The following is a 16267-nucleotide window of genomic DNA, read 5'->3' as shown; positions in this document are numbered from 1 at the left end:
GTCGCGAATGCCATCTGCTGTTCAGCGCTATAAGCGGCTGTTTTCCGCTGCTTTGGCGCGCTACTTCCCTCATACCACGGCCTACCTGCGCGCCGAGCGTGATGCGGCTGCGCAGCTAAACCAGCCAGCGCCTCGGGCGAAAAAAGCGCCTGGCAAGGGCCAAGCGGCTAACCCGAAGCCGCCGGCTGAACCGCGCCGCACTGCGAGTAAACCGCGTGTCCAAGGCATTTACGGACCGGCTATGCTGACGGTCGAGGCCGCGCAAGCCCAGGCCATGCGCGAGCAAGTGGCGCGGGCGGTGACGGCTGGGGTGCTCAGTGCGCCATCGGATGAACAGTGGGCGATGATCCTCAGCCATCATCCGCTGACGCGCATCTTCGCCGGGGCCGGTTCGGGCAAGTCCACCACGTTGGTGCTGCGGGTGGCATTTATGATCTGCCATCTGGGCATCAAGCCCGAGCAACTGACGGTGATTTCCTTTACCAATGCCTCCTGCGCCGAGCTGCGCGAACAGCTGCTCAAGGTCCTGGGCTTCTTCAACTATCCCTTCGATGCTAGTCAGGCGCGCCAGTGCGTGCGCACCTTCCACTCAGCCATGGGCAGCGTGGCCAAGAGTCTGCTGGGTAATCCGCGCTGGTTTGAACAACTGGACGACCCGCAGGCGGCGAGCCGCAAACTGGATAACCCACTGAGCGCTGGCCGCCTGCGCCCGGCCCAGCAGCGTCTGCTCAAGCAGGCTTACCAGCAGTGCTATGCCGAGCAGCGGGTGTTTCGGCAAAAGGTGCATAGCCTGCTGCAGCTGCCACCACCGTCCGATACGGTTAAGCGCCTTCCCAAGGCCCCGCTTGATCTGTTCAAACTTACGGGCGAGTTCAGCGGCGTGCCGCTGTATGAAGCCTTCTACGCCCAGGCCGGCTTTGCCGAGAGCATCGGCATTGAGCTGTCGACGATGCAGCCGCAACGCCTCGACACTGCGGCGCCCGTGCGTGAGTTTCTTGAAGCATTGCTGCTGTTCTGGCCCTATTTTCAGCGCGCTTTGCAGGAGCAGGGGCTGTTGACCTTCAACGCCGCCTTTGCCCAGCTGACGGCGCAGCTAAATGCCGGCGAGCAGAGTGTTGCGCCACAGCTGCTGGCGCTATTTAGCCATCTGCTGATCGACGAATTTCAGGACATCTCGCCGCAGATCGTCCAGTGGCTGCAGGCCGTGCAGCGCACGCTGGCCGGGCAGGGCACAGCCGTCAGCTTGATGGCCATCGGCGATAACTGGCAGTCGATCTACGGCTGGCGTGGCAGCTCACCGGAGCTGTTTATCGACTTCGACCGGCACTTTCCCGGGAAAGGCAAAGCCAAGTGCAGCGCCGTGCTGACCCTGGCCAACAACTACCGCTCGATTGAGCCGATTATCCGTGACGCCGAAGCGCTGCTGGGCGACGTGCAGCACAAACAGGTGAAGGCCAGTCAGGCAATCAAAGCCACGCAGCCGGGTGATCATGGCGTGCGCCTGATTCAGCGCTTCGACAGCAAGGCGCGTTTGCCGGAGCTGCTCAAGCAGATCGGCGAGCAGTGCGCCTACGCCGCCGAGCGCAACAGCCGTGAGCGCAATGCGGTGTTGCTGCTCAGTCGGCGTAATGAGCCGCTGCAGGCCATGACTGCGCAGCTCGATAAGAAACTGCCAGTCAAGGCCTACACCATCCATCGCGCCAAGGGCCTGCAGGCCGAAGTGGCGATCATCCTCGATGACTGCATGCCGCCTGAGCCGCATCCGGTGCGTAATGCGCTGTATGCCTACTCGGGCTTCTTCAGCAACAGCTACGACCAGGCCATGCAGGATGAAAGCCTGCGCCTGGCCTATGTGGCGATCACCCGTGGGGTCAGCCGGGTGTTCTGGTACTGCCAGAAGGCTCAGGGCGCAACAGCGATATTGGCGAGGCGCAAGTGATAGACGCTGTCAGGTATCGCGCAGCAGGTCATGGGCGTTAAGCAGTTCGTAGGCGATCTGCGGGCGTTTCTCCAGACCTCTGCGGATGGCCGTGGGGATCGATTGACGGGTTTTGCGGCACAGCCCGGGCAACTCATCGATCTGAATCGCGATGCCGCGCATGCTGCGTACTTCATTGAAGCCTGGGGCAACCGCGACGCGAACACCGAGTTGTTCGTAGATGCGCCGTTGCAGCTTTTCCAGGTCCGCCAGGCTTTCAAGGTTTTCCAGGCGCTCTAGCAGGCGCTTTTCCTCGGTGCGGGTGAGCAACAGGATGCGCACATCGCTGTTGGCTTGCTGCAACAGCTGCTCGCGCCCGCAATCGCAGGCACCGGGTGGGCAGGGTTGGCGCAAGGGTGGGGTGCTGGTCATGGGCTCCGATCATAGCCAGCTATGGGCGCATTTGCCCATGCTCAGGCATGGACAAAGCTGCTGTTGGGCGGATAATCCGCCTCCATGCCCTTGCTCACGATAACTTCCGCTGCCATGCGTTCACTGCGAACTGCCCTGATCTGCCTGCTGATGCTGACCCTGCCGGCGCAGAGTATGGCTGCCCTCAGCATGCAGGTGTGCGCGGTAATCCAGCAGGGCGGGCCGATGGCCCAGGTTGATCCACAAGTGACGGCGCACCATCCGGGCGTGATGGGCATGGCTGCGTCTGCTGAGGCGTCTACCCATGGCGAACATCACGCCCGCGACAACGCCAGCCAGTCGCTAACTGCCACCGATAACAGCCTGTGTAGCCTCTGCGCCTTTTGTGTCGGTGCGGTGGCGCTGAGCACGGCGGCGGCCAGTAATACCCCACTGCAAACGGTCGAGCCGTCTCTGGCGCGGCTGGATCAATTTATCGGCTTTATCAGCGAACCCCTCGAACGGCCGCCGCGGTTATTTCTTGTCTGAACACCGTGTCGTTGTGTGTGGCCAGCTTTATCGAGCGGCCTGCTCACAGCGTTTATTCAGCTTTTAGTTCGAGAAAATAACCATGAGTGCATCTTCAAATGCTGTCGCGTTGCTATTAAGTCTGGGCGTACTGTTGGGCAGTGGCGCTGCGTGGGCCGCTGGCGAGCATCACGGCGGGCATCACGCGGCTGCGCCGGCCAAGCAGCAGAAGGCCTGGGGGATTGCCGGCGAGCCGGAGCAGGTCAGTCGTACCATCGAAATCAGCATGAGTGATCAGATGCGTTTTAGCCCCGACCAGCTTGAAGTCAAGCAGGGCGAAACCATCCGCTTTATCCATCGCAATGGCGGGCAGGTCATGCACGAGTTTGTGCTCGGTACCCAGGCTGAATTGCAGGCGCATGCTGCGATGATGGCGACATCCACGGGCATGCAGCATGAATCAGCGGATATGACGCATGTGGCACCGGGACAGCGTGAGGAGGTTATCTGGACCTTCAACCGTGTCGGTGAATTCGACTTTGCCTGCCTGATTCCAGGCCACTACCAGGCCGGTATGGTCGGTAAGGTGCGGGTGTTGGCGAACTGAATACGTTGGGCTGAGTGATCAGCCATAGCGCTGAAACAACCGGGGCCGCTTAGCGGCCCCGGTTGTTGGTTCAGACGGCTGCGAAGCGCTCGTCGAGATAGGCGATGATCGCCTTGGACTCATACAGCCAGGTGCTCTGGCCGTTTTCTTCGATGCGCAGGCACGGCACTTTGATCTTGCCGCCTTGCTGTTCCAGCTCGTTGCGCGCCTGGACGTCGTTCTTTGCATCGCGCAGGGCCACGGGCACATTCAGCTTATGCAGGGTGCGGCGGGTTTTTACGCAGAACGGGCAGGCGTGGAATTGGTACAGCGCGAGGTTGCTGGCGCTTTGCTCGACCGCTGCCTGAGCTTCTGCGGTGCGCTTGAGCTTGGCCGGACGGCTGATCCAGTCGAGGAAGATGATCAACTGGCCGAGGCCGATACGCAGTGCCTTGATAATCATGCGGGGACAAACCTTGGGTCGATAAACAGGGGCGCGCAGCTTACCCGAGTTTGCTGCGATTGGCCCGGCGCTGGCCGTGCTCCCGGTCGAACGGCATAATTTGCGCTCGATTACCTGACCCTGCCGAGCCTGCGATGAAACCCGAAGACCTGTTGTTGCTGGTGACCCGCGAGATGCCGTTCGGCAAATACAAAGGCCGTTTGCTCGCCGATCTGCCGGGTAATTACCTCAACTGGTTTGCCCGTGAAGGTTTCCCCCAGGGTGAAATCGGCCGGCTGCTGGCGCTGATGCAGGAGATCGACCACAACGGCCTGTCGGGCCTGCTCGACCCGCTACGCACCAAGCCGCGTGTGCCGTTCAAGGGGCAGTAGGTTTTTCACCGGGCAATAAAAAACCGGCTTATGGCCGGTTTTTTATTGCGTGCCATCCATGGCGGCAGCGTGTGTCGCGTGAGCGACGGTAAAAGGTGCTTCTGGCAATTTGCATTGCGCAGCAGGCGGCTTACTGCGCCTGGCTGACCTCTGGGGTGAGGGCCAGCGGTGGCACTTCAACGAACTCCAGTTGCAGGCGTTCGCTACTCCAGGCGCGTGTCTGGTTGGTCAGCGCCAGGTTGTCGTTCAGCTTTTGGCCGTAGGACGGGATGATTTCTTTCAGCTTGGCTTGCCACTGCGGGCTTTGCATCTTGTCCTTGAAGGTCTTCTCCAGCACCGAAAGCATGATCGGCGCGGCGGTCGAGGCACCAGGAGAGGCGCCGAGCAGCGCGGCGATGCTGCCATCGGCGGCGCTGACCACTTCGGTGCCGAACTGCAGAATGCCGCCGTGTTCGGCGTCTTTTTTGATGATCTGCACGCGCTGGCCAGCCTGGATCAGCTCCCAATCCGCCGATTGGGCGTTGGGGAAATACTCGCGTAGCGAAGCCATGCGGTCTTCCTGGCTGAGCATCAACTGGCCCATCAGGTAGGTGCTGAGTGAGAAGTTGTCGATGCCGGCGTGGGTCATGGGCAGGATGTTGTCAGTGGTCAGGGCGCTGAAGGTGTCGAGCAGCGAACCATTCTTCAGGAACTTGGTGGAGAAGGTGGCGAACGGGCCGAACAGCAGCACCTTCTTGCCATCGATCACCCGAGTGTCCAAGTGCGGCACGGACATGGGCGGCGAACCGACCGACGCTTTGCCATAGACCTTGGCTTGGTGCTGGGCGACGATCTCCGGGTTGCTGGTGGCGAGGAACGAGCCACCCACCGGGAAGCCGGCATAGCCTTTGGCTTCGCTGATGCCGGACATTTGCAGCAATTTCAGCGCTGCGCCGCCGGCACCAATGAACACGAACTTGGCATTCACGGTTTTTTCTGCGCCGCCATTGGTCAGGTCGGCCACCCGTACGTTCCAGGTGTTGTCGGCATTGCGCTCGATGCCGCGCACTTCATGCTGCAGGTTGAGGCTGATGTTGTCCTGTTGGCTTAGCGAGTCGAACAGCTGACGGGTGATTTCGCCAAAGTTGACGTCGGTGCCGATCGACATACGGGTCGCGGCCAGGGTTTGTCCCGGTGTACGCGCCTGCATGATCAGCGGCGCCCACTGCTGGATCTGCTGTGGATCTTCGGAATATTCCATGCCGCGGAACAGTGAACTGGCCTGCAGCGCCGCATGGCGCTTCTTAAGGAAGTCAACGTTATCCTCACCCCAGACAAAGCTCATATGCGGCACGTTGTTGATAAACGAGGTCGGGTTATTCAGAACCTTGCGTTCAACCTGGTAAGCCCAGAACTGTTTGGAAATCTCGAAGGCTTCATTGATCGCTACGGCCTTGCTGATGTCGATGCTGCCATCGGCCAGTTGCGGGGTGTAGTTCAGTTCGCAGAAGGCCGAGTGGCCGGTACCGGCGTTGTTCCAGGCATTGGAGCTTTCGCTGGCCACCTGATCGAGGCGCTCGTAAATGTCGATGCTCCAGCCCGGCTCCAACTCGTTGAGGTAGGTGCCCAGGCTGGCGCTCATGATGCCGCCGCCAATCAGCAGAACATCCACGGTTTTTTCCGGCTCGGGTTGCTTGGCGCAGCCGATCACGCTCAAGCACAGCAGGGCCAACAGGAGTTTTTTCATTGAACCAATCATCTCACTCGGTGAACTCGGGATGACGCCCGCGTCGACACAGGGGCTGTGTGCGGCAAACACTGCCGTGCCCGTCGCTTAGCGACAGGCGCATGACAGGTTTGCTGGGCGTCGTGTGCAAAACGGCAGTGGCACTGATGGCAGGCTGCTTGGCCTGTCATGGCACGCCAGGAGGCGCGGTTGACTGCTGTGGCTGGGTTAATGGCAAGAAGCGTGCCCGATATCCTGATGCCACTGGCTGCGGCGCTCTGCCGCATCAGCGGACGGTTGAGCGGGTGCGCTGGTGGCGTGATCTCGCCATGCGCCAGGCCGTTTTTAACTGGCTTTGGCGGAATCTCGCCGTTTGTCTCGGGGGGAAATGAAAAAACCGGCGCATGGCCGGTTCTTTCTAACGCTGGATTGATCAGCTATTGACCAGACTGAGGAACTCGCTGCGCGTAGCGGCGTTCTCGCGGAACTCGCCTAGCATCACCGAGGTGACCATGGACGAGTTCTGCTTCTCCACGCCGCGCATCATCATGCACATGTGCTGGGCTTCGATTACCACCGCCACGCCGAGAGCACCAGTGACTTGTTGGATGGCTTCGGCGATCTGCCGGCTGAGGTTTTCCTGGATCTGCAGGCGGCGTGCATACATGTCGACGATGCGGGCGACTTTCGACAGGCCGAGCACCTTGCCATTGGGGATATAGGCGACGTGGGCTTTGCCAATGAAGGGCAGCAGGTGGTGCTCGCACAGCGAATACAGCTCGATGTTCTTCACCAGCACCATTTCACTGTTATCGGAGCTGAACAGTGCGCCGTTGGTCACTTCTTCGAGGCTCTGCTGATAGCCCTTGCACAGGTACTGCATGGCTTTGGCGGCACGCTTGGGGGTGTCGAGCAGGCCTTCGCGGGACACGTCCTCGCCAAGCTGGCCAAGGATCGCGGTGTAGTTTTGTTCCAGGGACATGATCTTCCTGTGGCACTAGCGGAGATTTACAGACGCGCAGGTTAGGGCGGTGCCGTCGGGCTGGCAAGGGCACGGCACGCCAATGTGCATCAGTTTTCTGACCGGGGCGGTAGCTGGGCAGCCCAGTTGTCGGCCCACAGGGTCAGTGGCAGGAACTGTTCGACCAACTCGATACCCAGGCGCGATAGCTGGTAGCCGCGCTCGCCGTTCTCCAGCAGCTGGGCGTCACGCAGCTCACCCAGGCGGGTGTTGAGCACGGAGGGCGATACGCCTTCGCAGCGGCTCTGCAACTCGCGAAAGTTGGCCGGGGTCTGATGCAGTTCCCAGAGCACACGCAGGCTCCAGCGGCGACCCAGCAGGTCGAGCAGTGCCATGATCGGGCGGCCTGTTTGCGAGCCACGTACCGGCTGGCCGGGTGTCGGGGTGTCCATGCTGGCTCCTTGCTTCTTTTTTAGTAGCGGTCCAGGGTGAATTTGCTACTTTTTTCGTAGCTTAACAGCCCGTCAGGAGTATTGCCTATGTACAGCCCGCGTATTCAGCCCGTGCAACCACCCTATACCTCTGATGTGCAGGCGGCGTTTGATCGGGTTATGCCGCCCGGTATGCCGCCGTTGAAACTGTTTCGCAGCATGGCGCACAACCCGCGGGTGCTGCAGCGGTTGCTGGCTGCAGGCTTGCTTGATCGTGGCAGCATCAGCCTGCGCGAGCGTGAACTGCTGATCCTGCGCACCACGGCACGTTGCGGCGCGGAGTATGAGTGGGGGGTGCACGTTGCCGCATTCAATGGTCAGGCGGGGTTCAGCCCTGAGCAGCTGGCCGATACCTGCGCCGTCGTGACTGATGGCGGGTTATGGAGTTCGACTGAGCAGGCGTTGCTGGCGCTGGCTGACAGCCTGCATAGCAGCGCAGCGGTGGAGGATCGTCTGTGGCAGCAACTCAGTTCAGCATTCACTGAGGCACAACTGATCGAGTGCCTGGTGCTGGTGGGTTTTTATCACGCGGTCTCGTTTGTGGTGAACGGCCTGCGTGTCGAGCACGAGGCCCAGGCACCACGCTGGGCTGGCTAGGCGAGCGTGCTAGTCGTCGCGGCCGTCCATCATGGTGCGTTTGAGCATCACATAAACAGCGCCAGTGCCGCCGTGCTTGGCCAGGCAGGAGGTGAAACCGAGCACCTGCGGGTGCTGGCGTAGCCAGGTGTTGACGTGGCTTTTGATCATCGGTTTGCGGCCATCCATGCGCACAGCCTTGCCATGGGTGACGCGCACGCAGCGCACTTCCAGCTTGTTGGCTTCGGCAATGAACGCCCAGAGGGTGTCGCGGGCCTTTTCCACGTTCATGCCATGCAGGTCGAGACTGCCCTCGAAGCTGATCTGGCCCAGCTTGAGCTTGCGCATCTGGCCTTCCTGCACGCCGTTGGCCGCCCAGTACAGCGGGTCTTCAGCGCCCACGTCGATGACAAACTGATCGGACAGGCCGTCGACCTTGATACTGTCCACGCGCGCCGTAGCCGCCTGGCGCAGAGTGGCCAGCTGGGCACGGTTGGGTTTTGGCTTACCGGTATCGGCGCGGTCATGCTTGATGGGTTTGACGCCGCGCAGTTCGGCTTTGAATAGAGAAAAATCATCGTCTTGCATAGGGGCCTCCGCGAAGGCCGCTAGTGTACCTAAGCGACCGGCTTTCGTGCTGGCCTGTCGCTAGTCGCGCTTTTTCATCAGGTGGGGGGCCATGTTCAGTTCAGTGGCGCGCCGCGCACGGCGTCGACAGCGGCGCCAGAGCATGATGCCGACATACAGCAGGGCCAGGCCGATCACGGCGAACAGGCTGGCAGCCACTGCGGATTCATTCAGCGGGCCGAGTACCGAATGCTGGCCGAGTAGGGCGGCAACGCCGGCCATGCTCAGCAGAATGCCGAAGGTCGCCAGCAGGGCCCCCAGCGCGGCCCCCAGACGCGTTTGCCAGCTGCCGGCACTGCGCGGGCGCAGGCGTCGAGCATCAAAACCATCGGATAACTTCATGCCGGTTTCCTCATGCCGATTGACTCAGTGGCTATCGGCGGTATGACCGGCCGCTGCCGGTGTGGTTCAACCGTCACTGCTTAGGGTGTGACGGCACGCCCGTTTGTAGACGCTTCAGAGCAGGGCGCTGGCGCGTGGCACCACGGCGGCAAAGTTGTCGGCCAGGGCGATCATCTCGGCCCGGTGCATGTCGGCCGCACTGATCACCTGGCCGTCGAGCGTCGGCAGATCACGGGTGGCGCAGGCCGCATCGACCACGGTGCAACGGTAACCATAGTCCTTGGTGGCGCGTACCGTGGTGCTGATGCTGGAGTGGGTCATGAAGCCGCAGACAATCAAATCCAGCCGACCCAGTGTCTGCAGACGTTCATGCAGGTCGGTACCGGTAAAGGCATTGGGCATTCGCTTCTCGACGATGATCTCGCCCGGGAGCGGTGCTGCTTCCGGCAGGTGCAGGCCACGTGGACCGCGCGGGTCGAGCAAACCGTCAGGGATACCCAGGTGTTTGACGTGAACGATGGCACTGCCCAGGTCTCGGGCCGCAGCGAGCAACTTGGCGATTTCTTCCAGCGCAGCATCCAGTCCCGGTAGTTGCAACACGCCGCTGCGGTATTCCTCTTGCGCATCAATGACCAGCAAGGTCGCATTGCTCAGGCTAGCGGGCGCATGGCCGCGGCCAGTGAGGGCGAACATCGTTTTAGGGGTGGACATGGCAGGAACTCCAGGCTGGCATGGACAGTCCACCCATTGTCCGCCTGTGCCGCGCTGCTGTGAACCTTTGTGGCTGATGATCTTGCGTGTCGCCTGTGCGGCGAGCAGAATCGAGCGGCTGCCGAGGAACGGTTATTTCAAGCAAAGGAGCTGCAATATGAATCTGATTGCACTGTTTTTTGAACACTTCTGGCTGTTGTTCGCTGTGGCTATTTCCATAGCTGTGCTGCGCGAACTGCGCATCAAACGTGACGAGCCGTCCTCCAGCGAGTCGCGCAACAACCCCTAGGTCAGCTCGGGTACAGCTCTATAAGGCGCGCAATGGGCTAGAATGCGCGACTTTATCCTGCGGAGAGCTGCCGTGAGCGACGCTAAAAACGCCTATCCAACCCGTCTGCGCACCATCCGCGACTACATTCGCTGGGCCGTCAGCCGCTTTCATGGCGATGAACTGTTTTTCGGTCACGGCACCGATAATGCCTGGGACGAAGCCCGTCAGCTGGTGCTGGGGGCACTGCATCTGCCGTATGAAATCGCCGACAACTACCTCGACTGTCGCCTGGATGACGCCGAACATCAGCACCTGCACAGCCTCCTGCAGCAACGCATCGAATTGCGCGTGCCCACGGCCTACCTGCTGGGTGAAGCCTGGTTTTGCGGTTTGCCCTTTATCGTGGATCAGCGCGTGCTGATTCCCCGCTCACCGATTGCCGAGCTGATCGAGCAGCACTTCGAGCCTTGGCTGGCAGTCGAGCCCGCGCGGATTCTCGACCTGTGTACCGGCTCGGGCTGCATCGGTATTGCCTGCGCCTATGAGTTCCCCGAGGCCGAAGTGGTGCTCGGTGATCTGTCCTATGAAGCGCTGGAAGTGGCCAACCAGAATATCGAGCGCCATGGTCTGGATGACCGTGTGTACACCGTGCAGGGCGATGGCTTTGCCGGGCTGCCGGGTCAGCGTTTTGACCTGATCGTATCCAACCCACCTTATGTGGATGCCGAGGATTTCGCCGATATGCCGGCCGAATATCAGCATGAGCCTGAACTGGGCCTGGCCTGCGGTGAGGATGGCCTGGATCTGGTTCGGCGCATGCTCGCCGAGGCGGCGGATCATCTGACTGAGAAAGGTGTGCTGATTATCGAAGTCGGCAACAGCCAGGTGCATGTCGAGGCGTTATACCCGGAAGTCGACTTCACCTGGCTGGAGTTCGAACGCGGTGGGCACGGCGTATTCCTGCTCGCGGCCGCGCAGTGCCGCGAGCATCAGGCATTGTTCCGTCAGCGCCTACTGGGCTGATCAACGCAACATCAGGTGCCGGCTGAGCAAGGCGCGCAAGGCCGCTGGTTTGACCGGCTTGCTCAGGTAATCCAGACCGGCGGCATGCACCTGAGCGATCAGCTCGGGGCGGCCGTCGGCGCTGATTACCACGCCCGGCAGTGGCTCGGCCAGGCGGGTACGTAACCAAGCCATGAGTTCGGTGCCGGTTTCGCCGTCATCCAGGTGGAAATCCACCAGCGCCAGTTGCGGGCGCACGTTCTCGCTCAGCAGATGCTCACATTCCAGCCGATTGCGCGCGGTCCACACCTGGCACCCCCAGCGTGACAGCAGGCTGTGCATGCCGGTGAGGATGCTGTCTTCATTGTCCACGCAGAGCACCTGCGTGCCGGCCAGGGCCTGACCGGACTGCTCTGGCGCGATGGCGGGTTTGGGGGCTTCGGCCTGCTGTGCCAGGGGCACGGTGACGCTGAACACGCTGCCTTTGCCCGGCCAGGAGCGTACTTCCAACTGGTGGCCGAGCACGCGGCACAAACCGTCGGCAATCGCCAGGCCCAGGCCCAGGCCTTTTTCGGCGCGGGTCTGGTGGCTGTCCAGGCGTTTGAATTCTTCAAAAATCACCTTGCGCTTGTCGTCGGGAATCCCCGGGCCGCGATCCCATACTTCTAAACGCAGCTGCTGGCCGTTGCGGCGTACGCCGAGCAGTACGTGGCCCTTGGCGTAGCGGAAGGCGTTGGTCAGGAAGTTCTGCAGAATGCGCCGCAGCAATTTGATGTCGCTGTCGATTCGCAGGCGGCTGCCGCGCAGGCGGAAGTCCACGCCGTGTTCGGCGGCCAGCACCTTGAATTCCGCACCGAGGGTGTCGAACAGGCTGTTCAGTGCAAACGCGTGGCGATCCGGGGTGATGCGGCCGTTTTCCAGGCGTGAGATATCCAGCAGGTCACTGATCAGGTCTTCGGCGGAACGCAGCGAGCTATCCAGGTGGCGTACCAGTTCGCGGGCGTCGCTGGGCAGGGCGTCATCCTGATGCGCAAGGGCGGCGGAGAACAGCCGCGCGGCATTCAGCGGCTGCATCAGGTCATGGCTGACTGCAGCGAGAAAGCGGGTTTTTGACTGGTTGGCCGCTTCCGCCACGCGCTTGGCTTCAATCAGCGCCTGGTTCAGTTGCGAAAGCTCCTGGGTGCGCTCGCTGACCCGCTGTTCCAGGCCTTCATTGGCGTCCTTGAGTGCACGCTCGGCTTCGCGGAACTCGGTGATGTCGGTGAAGCTCATCACGAAGCCGCCGCCGGGCATGGGGTTACCGATCAGCTCGATCACCCGGCCGTTGGGAAACATGCGTTCAGAGGTGTGCGCCGTGCCCTGACGCATCCAGTACAGGCGTTTGCTGACGTGTTCCTCGATATCGCCGCCACCGAGCAGGCCGCGTTCAGCGTTGAAGCGGATCAGCTCGGCCACCGGCCGGCCGACATACACCTGGCCGTCGGGGTAATTGAACAGCTCTATATAACGGTGGTTCCAGGCCACCAGGCGCAGCGACTGGTCGACCACGCTGATGCCCTGGGTGATGTTCTCGATGGCGCCTTGCAGCAGTGCGCGGTTGAACTGCAGCACTTCCGAGGCTTCGTCGACGATGCGCACCACATCCTCGACGTGCATCTCGCGGCCTTCGATGGCGGCCTTGACCACGGCACGTGTCGAGGATGCCCCCAGCACACCGGCCAGCAGCCGCTCGGTGTGGGCGATCCAGTCGCTGGTGGCATTCTGGTTGGGGTCAAAACCCTTGCCCTGGCGGTAGGCAAAGCGCATGAAACTCTGCCGCGCGCGGTCTTCACCGACAAAACGGTTAGCCAGCAGCAATAGGTCGCCGACCTGCACCGCGAGCATACTGCGGTTGCTCGGCTTGGTACCCAGGTCGTGGCCGATAAAACGGCCGGCTTGCCAGTGCTCGGCCACGCGGGTGCGCGAGAAGTAGGAAACCCAGGCAAACAATAGGAAGTTGCCGGCCAGTGACAGCACCACACCGCGGGTCAGGGGGTCGACCTGGAAGCCAATCGGACCATACAGCAGGCTGGGCAGGCCAGGGAAACTCTCCAGCGGCCAGCCCAGACCACGTGCCACCAGCGGTATGACCAGGGTATAGAGCCAGATCAGCGCACCAAAGAACAGGCCGGCAAACACGCCCTGGCGGTTGGCCTGTTTCCACACCAGGGCACCGAACATCGCCGGGGCCAGCTGGCCAATGGCGGCAAAGGATACCTGGCCGATGGTTGCCAGGCTGGCGTTGGAGCCGAGCAGGCGATAGCACACGTAGGCCAGCAGCAGGATCAGTACGATGCTGACCCGGCGCGCGGTAAGCATCCAGTGGCGGAAGGCTTCGAACGGCCGCTCGGTGTTCTGCCGACGCAGCAACCAGGGCAACAGCATGTCGTTGGAAATCATTGTCGACAGCGCCACCGAGGCGACAATCACCATGCCGGTTGCCGCCGAAGCACCGCCGATAAAGGCCAGCAGCGCCAGCGCCGGGTGTGCCTCGGCCAGCGGCAGACTGATTACGAAGGAGTCCGGGGTGATGCCGGCCGGCAGGAGCATCTGCCCTGCCAGCGCGATGGGCACTACAAACAGTGCGGCGAGGATCAGGTAGGCAGGGAATACCCAGCGTGCCAGATTCAGGTCCTTGGGCTCGATATTCTCCACCACTGTTACATGGAACTGCCGTGGCAGGGCGATGATGGCGATCATCGCGAGGCCAGTCTGGGTCATCATCGCTGGCCAGTTGACGGTTTGTTCCCAGAATTTCTCCAGTCCTGGGCTGGCCTTGGCCTGGCTGAACAAATCGCCAAAACCGTTGTACAGGCCGTAGGTGACGAATGCGCCGACGGCGAGGAAGGCCAGCAGCTTGACCAGCGACTCGAAGGCAATCGCCAGAACCATGCCGCGGTGATGCTCGGTGACATCCAGATTGCGTGTGCCGAACAATATTGTGAACAGTGCCAGTGCCAGTGACACGATCAGGGCGGTGTCCTGAGCGCTGGTGCCACTGGCGCTGGCCCCTTCGCCAATCAGCAGATTGACCCCAAGTACGATGCCCTTGAGTTGCAGCGCAATGTAGGGCAGCACGCCGACCAGGCAGATCAGCGCCACCACCACCGCCAGCGCCTGGGACTTGCCATAGCGCGCGGCGATAAAGTCAGCAATCGAGGTGATGTTCTCCTGCTTGCTGATCATCACCATTTTCTGCAGCACCCAGGGGGCGAACACCAGAATGATGATTGGCCCGAGGTAGATCGGCAGAAATGACCACAGCTGCTCGGCGGCCTGGCCTACCGCGCCGAAAAAGGTCCAGCTGGTGCAGTACACCGCCAGCGACAGGCTGTACACCCATGCCCGCACGCGTGGCGGCATAGGTGTGGCGCGGCGGTCGCCATAGAAGGCAATGGCGAACAGGGTGGCCATGTAAATCAGCGCTACGGCGGCGATCAGCCCACTGGACAGGGTCATGCAAGCTCCGAAAGCAAACTATAGGGGGCTGCCGGGGTCATAACTGGCAGCGCAGCGGCTGACCAGAGCCTACCGCATCAGCGCCCATTGAAGAGGATGGGTGTCAGTCTCGCAGCAAAGTGATGGTGCGTCAGGCACGACCAAGGTCGCACTGGCGTATAACCTATAGCTGTTGTGGATTGTGCACACGGGTTGGCCCTGTTAGCGTGTCGCGCCTGCGACGCTGTCCGAGGAGGGACCCTATGTTCAAGCCGCAACTGATTACCCTGCAACGTGGCGGATTGCGCATCGAACCGATGGTCGATGCCGATATTCCCGCCCTGATCAGTCTGGCCGAAGCCAATCGCCAGGAACTGATCTACATGAGTGGCAGCCATCGGCTGGACTGGTATCGCCAGGGTTTGCTTGAGCAGCGTGAAGGGCGCGCCTTGCCCTTTGTTATTCGTTTGGGCGATCAGTTGGTGGGCACCACCCGTTTCGGTGACTTCATGAACAGCTTGCCGGCGGTTGAGATCGGCTGGACCTGGCTGGATCGCAGTCAGCACGGCACGGGCCTGAATACCACCATCAAGTACCTGATGCTGCGGCATGCCTTCGAGAACTGGAGCATGGTGCGGGTGCAACTGAAGACCGCTGCCAGCAACCTGCGCGCGCAGCGTGCCATCGAAAAGCTCGGCGCGCAGCGCGAAGGCGTGCTGCGCAACCACCGCCGCCTGGCCGATGGCCGTCTGGATGATACGGTGCTGTACAGCATCACCGATCACGACTGGCCGGCGATCAAGCAGCAACTGGAGGCGCGTTTCAGCGGTTGAGGCATGGCGCACGCGGGTATCGAGCAAACACGTTTCTGGCAGGCGCGCGAACTGGGCGGTATCGAGCTGCTGCACGCGCACTATATCGAGCAGCGCTTTTCGCCCCATGTGCATGAAGGCTTTGTCTTCACGGTGATCGAAGAGGGTGCCCAGCGCTTTCGCCACCGTGGCAGCGAGCATCTGGCGCCGGCTGGCAGCATGGTGCTGATCAACCCGGATGAGTTGCACACCGGCTCCAAGGCCCATGATCAGGGTTGGCACTACCGCGGCTTCTACCCGGACAATGCGCAGGTGTACGGCGTGTTGGCGGAGTTGGAGTTGGGGCGGCAGGGCATGCCGTCATTCATCCTCAGCGTGCTGCATGATCCGCAACTGCATCGCCAATTCGGCAATCTGCATAAGCTGCTGGACAGCCAGGCGTCGGCGCTGCAGCTGCAGACCGCCTGGCGCGAGGCGATTCTGCTGCTATTCCAGCGCCATGCGCGGTTGCCTGAGGGCCTGGTGCCGGGCCATGAGCCGCGTGCTGTCAGCCGTGCCAAGGAATTGCTCAGCAGTCGGCTGGCGGCGCCACCCTCATTGGAGGAGTTGGCGCAGGCGGTGGGTTTGTCGCCGTTTCATTTCGCCCGCGTATTCCGCCGCGCCACCGGCCTGCCGCCACACAGCTGGCTGCAGCAGCGCCGCCTGGAGCAGGCGCGGGCGCTGCTGCGTGATGGTTGTGCGCCGCTGAGTGTGGCGATGCAGTTGGGTTTTGCCGACCAGAGTCATCTAAGCCGACAGTTCAAACAGGCTTATGGCGTGGCACCGGGGCAGTACCGCCAGGCCCGCGCCATTTATTAGCAGCCCGCTGAAAACGTCGCGAGGCAGCCGAGACAAGGCGCTACGTTAGTAACAGCCTCTGGCTGGTCAACGCGGCGAAGAAGCGGAGTTTACGAGCTGTAAATGAGCATTACTCGTTTCACTCGCCCTTCGGGTCGCGCTAAAGCGCGTTAGCCGC

18 protein-coding genes are annotated in these 16267 nt (G+C 61.6%); 9 read left to right on the top strand and 9 right to left on the bottom strand.

Going from position 1 to position 16267, the window contains the following annotated elements:
* The first annotated feature begins 7 nt into the window (after positions 1-7).
* The gene (locus tag DBR00_RS13005; RefSeq protein WP_108486300.1) at positions 8-1939 is read left to right on the top strand and encodes a DEAD/DEAH box helicase; all 1932 of its coding nucleotides are present in this window, start codon (positions 8-10) and stop codon (positions 1937-1939) included.
* Between the two features lie 9 nt (positions 1940-1948).
* On the opposite strand, the gene DBR00_RS13000 is transcribed toward DBR00_RS13005, so the two are convergent.
* Positions 1949-2350, bottom strand: a complete 402-nt coding sequence (locus DBR00_RS13000) for a hypothetical protein (RefSeq protein ID WP_108486299.1) — start codon at positions 2348-2350, stop codon at positions 1949-1951.
* 114 nt (positions 2351-2464) lie between these two features.
* On the opposite strand from DBR00_RS13000, the gene DBR00_RS12995 reads away from it, so the two are divergent.
* On the top strand, positions 2465-2878 hold the full coding sequence (locus DBR00_RS12995) for a hypothetical protein (protein WP_108486298.1): 414 nt from the start codon (positions 2465-2467) through the stop codon (positions 2876-2878).
* 82 nt (positions 2879-2960) lie between these two features.
* Complete coding sequence (locus tag DBR00_RS12990) at positions 2961-3464, top strand: plastocyanin/azurin family copper-binding protein (RefSeq protein ID WP_108486297.1); 504 nt, start codon at positions 2961-2963, stop codon at positions 3462-3464.
* A gap of 70 nt (positions 3465-3534) precedes the next feature.
* Here the strand turns inward: DBR00_RS12990 and DBR00_RS12985 are convergent, their stop codons facing one another.
* Positions 3535-3906 (bottom strand): glutaredoxin, encoded by a 372-nt coding sequence (locus DBR00_RS12985; RefSeq protein ID WP_108486296.1) that lies wholly within the window; start codon positions 3904-3906, stop codon positions 3535-3537.
* 134 nt (positions 3907-4040) lie between these two features.
* Between DBR00_RS12985 and DBR00_RS12980 the strand changes: the two genes are divergently transcribed.
* A complete protein-coding gene (locus DBR00_RS12980) occupies positions 4041-4277 on the top strand; it encodes a DUF3820 family protein (protein ID WP_090247851.1) in 237 nt (78 codons plus the stop codon).
* 130 nt (positions 4278-4407) lie between these two features.
* Here DBR00_RS12980 and DBR00_RS12975 read toward each other — a convergent pair whose 3' ends face one another.
* The 3 genes from DBR00_RS12975 to DBR00_RS12965 form a co-directional block, all read right to left on the bottom strand.
* Complete coding sequence (locus DBR00_RS12975; protein WP_108486295.1) at positions 4408-6003, bottom strand: malate:quinone oxidoreductase; 1596 nt, start codon at positions 6001-6003, stop codon at positions 4408-4410.
* 412 nt (positions 6004-6415) lie between these two features.
* Positions 6416-6964 (bottom strand): GTP cyclohydrolase I FolE, encoded by a 549-nt coding sequence (gene folE, locus DBR00_RS12970; RefSeq protein ID WP_108486294.1) that lies wholly within the window; start codon positions 6962-6964, stop codon positions 6416-6418.
* A gap of 89 nt (positions 6965-7053) precedes the next feature.
* The gene (locus tag DBR00_RS12965) at positions 7054-7395 is read right to left on the bottom strand and encodes a helix-turn-helix domain-containing protein (protein ID WP_108486293.1); all 342 of its coding nucleotides are present in this window, start codon (positions 7393-7395) and stop codon (positions 7054-7056) included.
* Between the two features lie 87 nt (positions 7396-7482).
* Here DBR00_RS12965 and DBR00_RS12960 point away from each other — a divergent pair, with 87 nt between their 5' ends.
* On the top strand, positions 7483-8031 hold the full coding sequence (locus DBR00_RS12960; RefSeq protein WP_108486292.1) for a carboxymuconolactone decarboxylase family protein: 549 nt from the start codon (positions 7483-7485) through the stop codon (positions 8029-8031).
* 9 nt (positions 8032-8040) lie between these two features.
* Here the strand turns inward: DBR00_RS12960 and DBR00_RS12955 are convergent, their stop codons facing one another.
* From DBR00_RS12955 to DBR00_RS12945, 3 genes are all read right to left on the bottom strand, one after another.
* Entirely contained in the window at positions 8041-8598 is a 558-nt protein-coding gene (locus tag DBR00_RS12955; RefSeq protein WP_108486291.1) for a Smr/MutS family protein, read from the bottom strand.
* Positions 8599-8658: 60 nt separating this feature from the next.
* Positions 8659-8979 (bottom strand): hypothetical protein, encoded by a 321-nt coding sequence (locus DBR00_RS12950; RefSeq protein ID WP_108486290.1) that lies wholly within the window; start codon positions 8977-8979, stop codon positions 8659-8661.
* 114 nt (positions 8980-9093) lie between these two features.
* Positions 9094-9690 carry a cysteine hydrolase family protein gene (locus DBR00_RS12945; protein ID WP_108486289.1) on the bottom strand — a complete coding sequence of 199 codons (597 nt, stop codon included), beginning with the start codon at positions 9688-9690 and terminating at the stop codon, positions 9094-9096.
* 157 nt (positions 9691-9847) lie between these two features.
* Here DBR00_RS12945 and DBR00_RS21095 point away from each other — a divergent pair, with 157 nt between their 5' ends.
* Together DBR00_RS21095 and prmB are read left to right on the top strand one after the other, a co-directional pair.
* Positions 9848-9979: a hypothetical protein gene (locus DBR00_RS21095; protein ID WP_256583010.1), complete on the top strand. Its 132-nt coding sequence runs from the start codon at positions 9848-9850 to the stop codon at positions 9977-9979.
* Between the two features lie 72 nt (positions 9980-10051).
* On the top strand, positions 10052-10984 hold the full coding sequence (prmB, locus tag DBR00_RS12940) for a 50S ribosomal protein L3 N(5)-glutamine methyltransferase (protein ID WP_256583009.1): 933 nt from the start codon (positions 10052-10054) through the stop codon (positions 10982-10984).
* On the opposite strand, the gene DBR00_RS12935 is transcribed toward prmB, so the two are convergent.
* Positions 10985-14461 (bottom strand): PAS domain-containing hybrid sensor histidine kinase/response regulator, encoded by a 3477-nt coding sequence (locus DBR00_RS12935; RefSeq protein ID WP_108486287.1) that lies wholly within the window; start codon positions 14459-14461, stop codon positions 10985-10987.
* Between the two features lie 242 nt (positions 14462-14703).
* On the opposite strand from DBR00_RS12935, the gene DBR00_RS12930 reads away from it, so the two are divergent.
* Complete coding sequence (locus DBR00_RS12930) at positions 14704-15273, top strand: GNAT family N-acetyltransferase (RefSeq protein ID WP_108486286.1); 570 nt, start codon at positions 14704-14706, stop codon at positions 15271-15273.
* A gap of 3 nt (positions 15274-15276) precedes the next feature.
* Positions 15277-16110 carry an AraC family transcriptional regulator gene (locus tag DBR00_RS12925; RefSeq protein WP_108486285.1) on the top strand — a complete coding sequence of 278 codons (834 nt, stop codon included), beginning with the start codon at positions 15277-15279 and terminating at the stop codon, positions 16108-16110.
* Positions 16111-16267 lie beyond the last annotated feature (157 nt).

The organism is Pseudomonas sp. HMWF032, assembly GCF_003060885.1.
GTDB lineage: Bacteria > Pseudomonadota > Gammaproteobacteria > Pseudomonadales > Pseudomonadaceae > Aquipseudomonas.
This window is presented reverse-complemented; position numbering and strand designations above follow the sequence as displayed.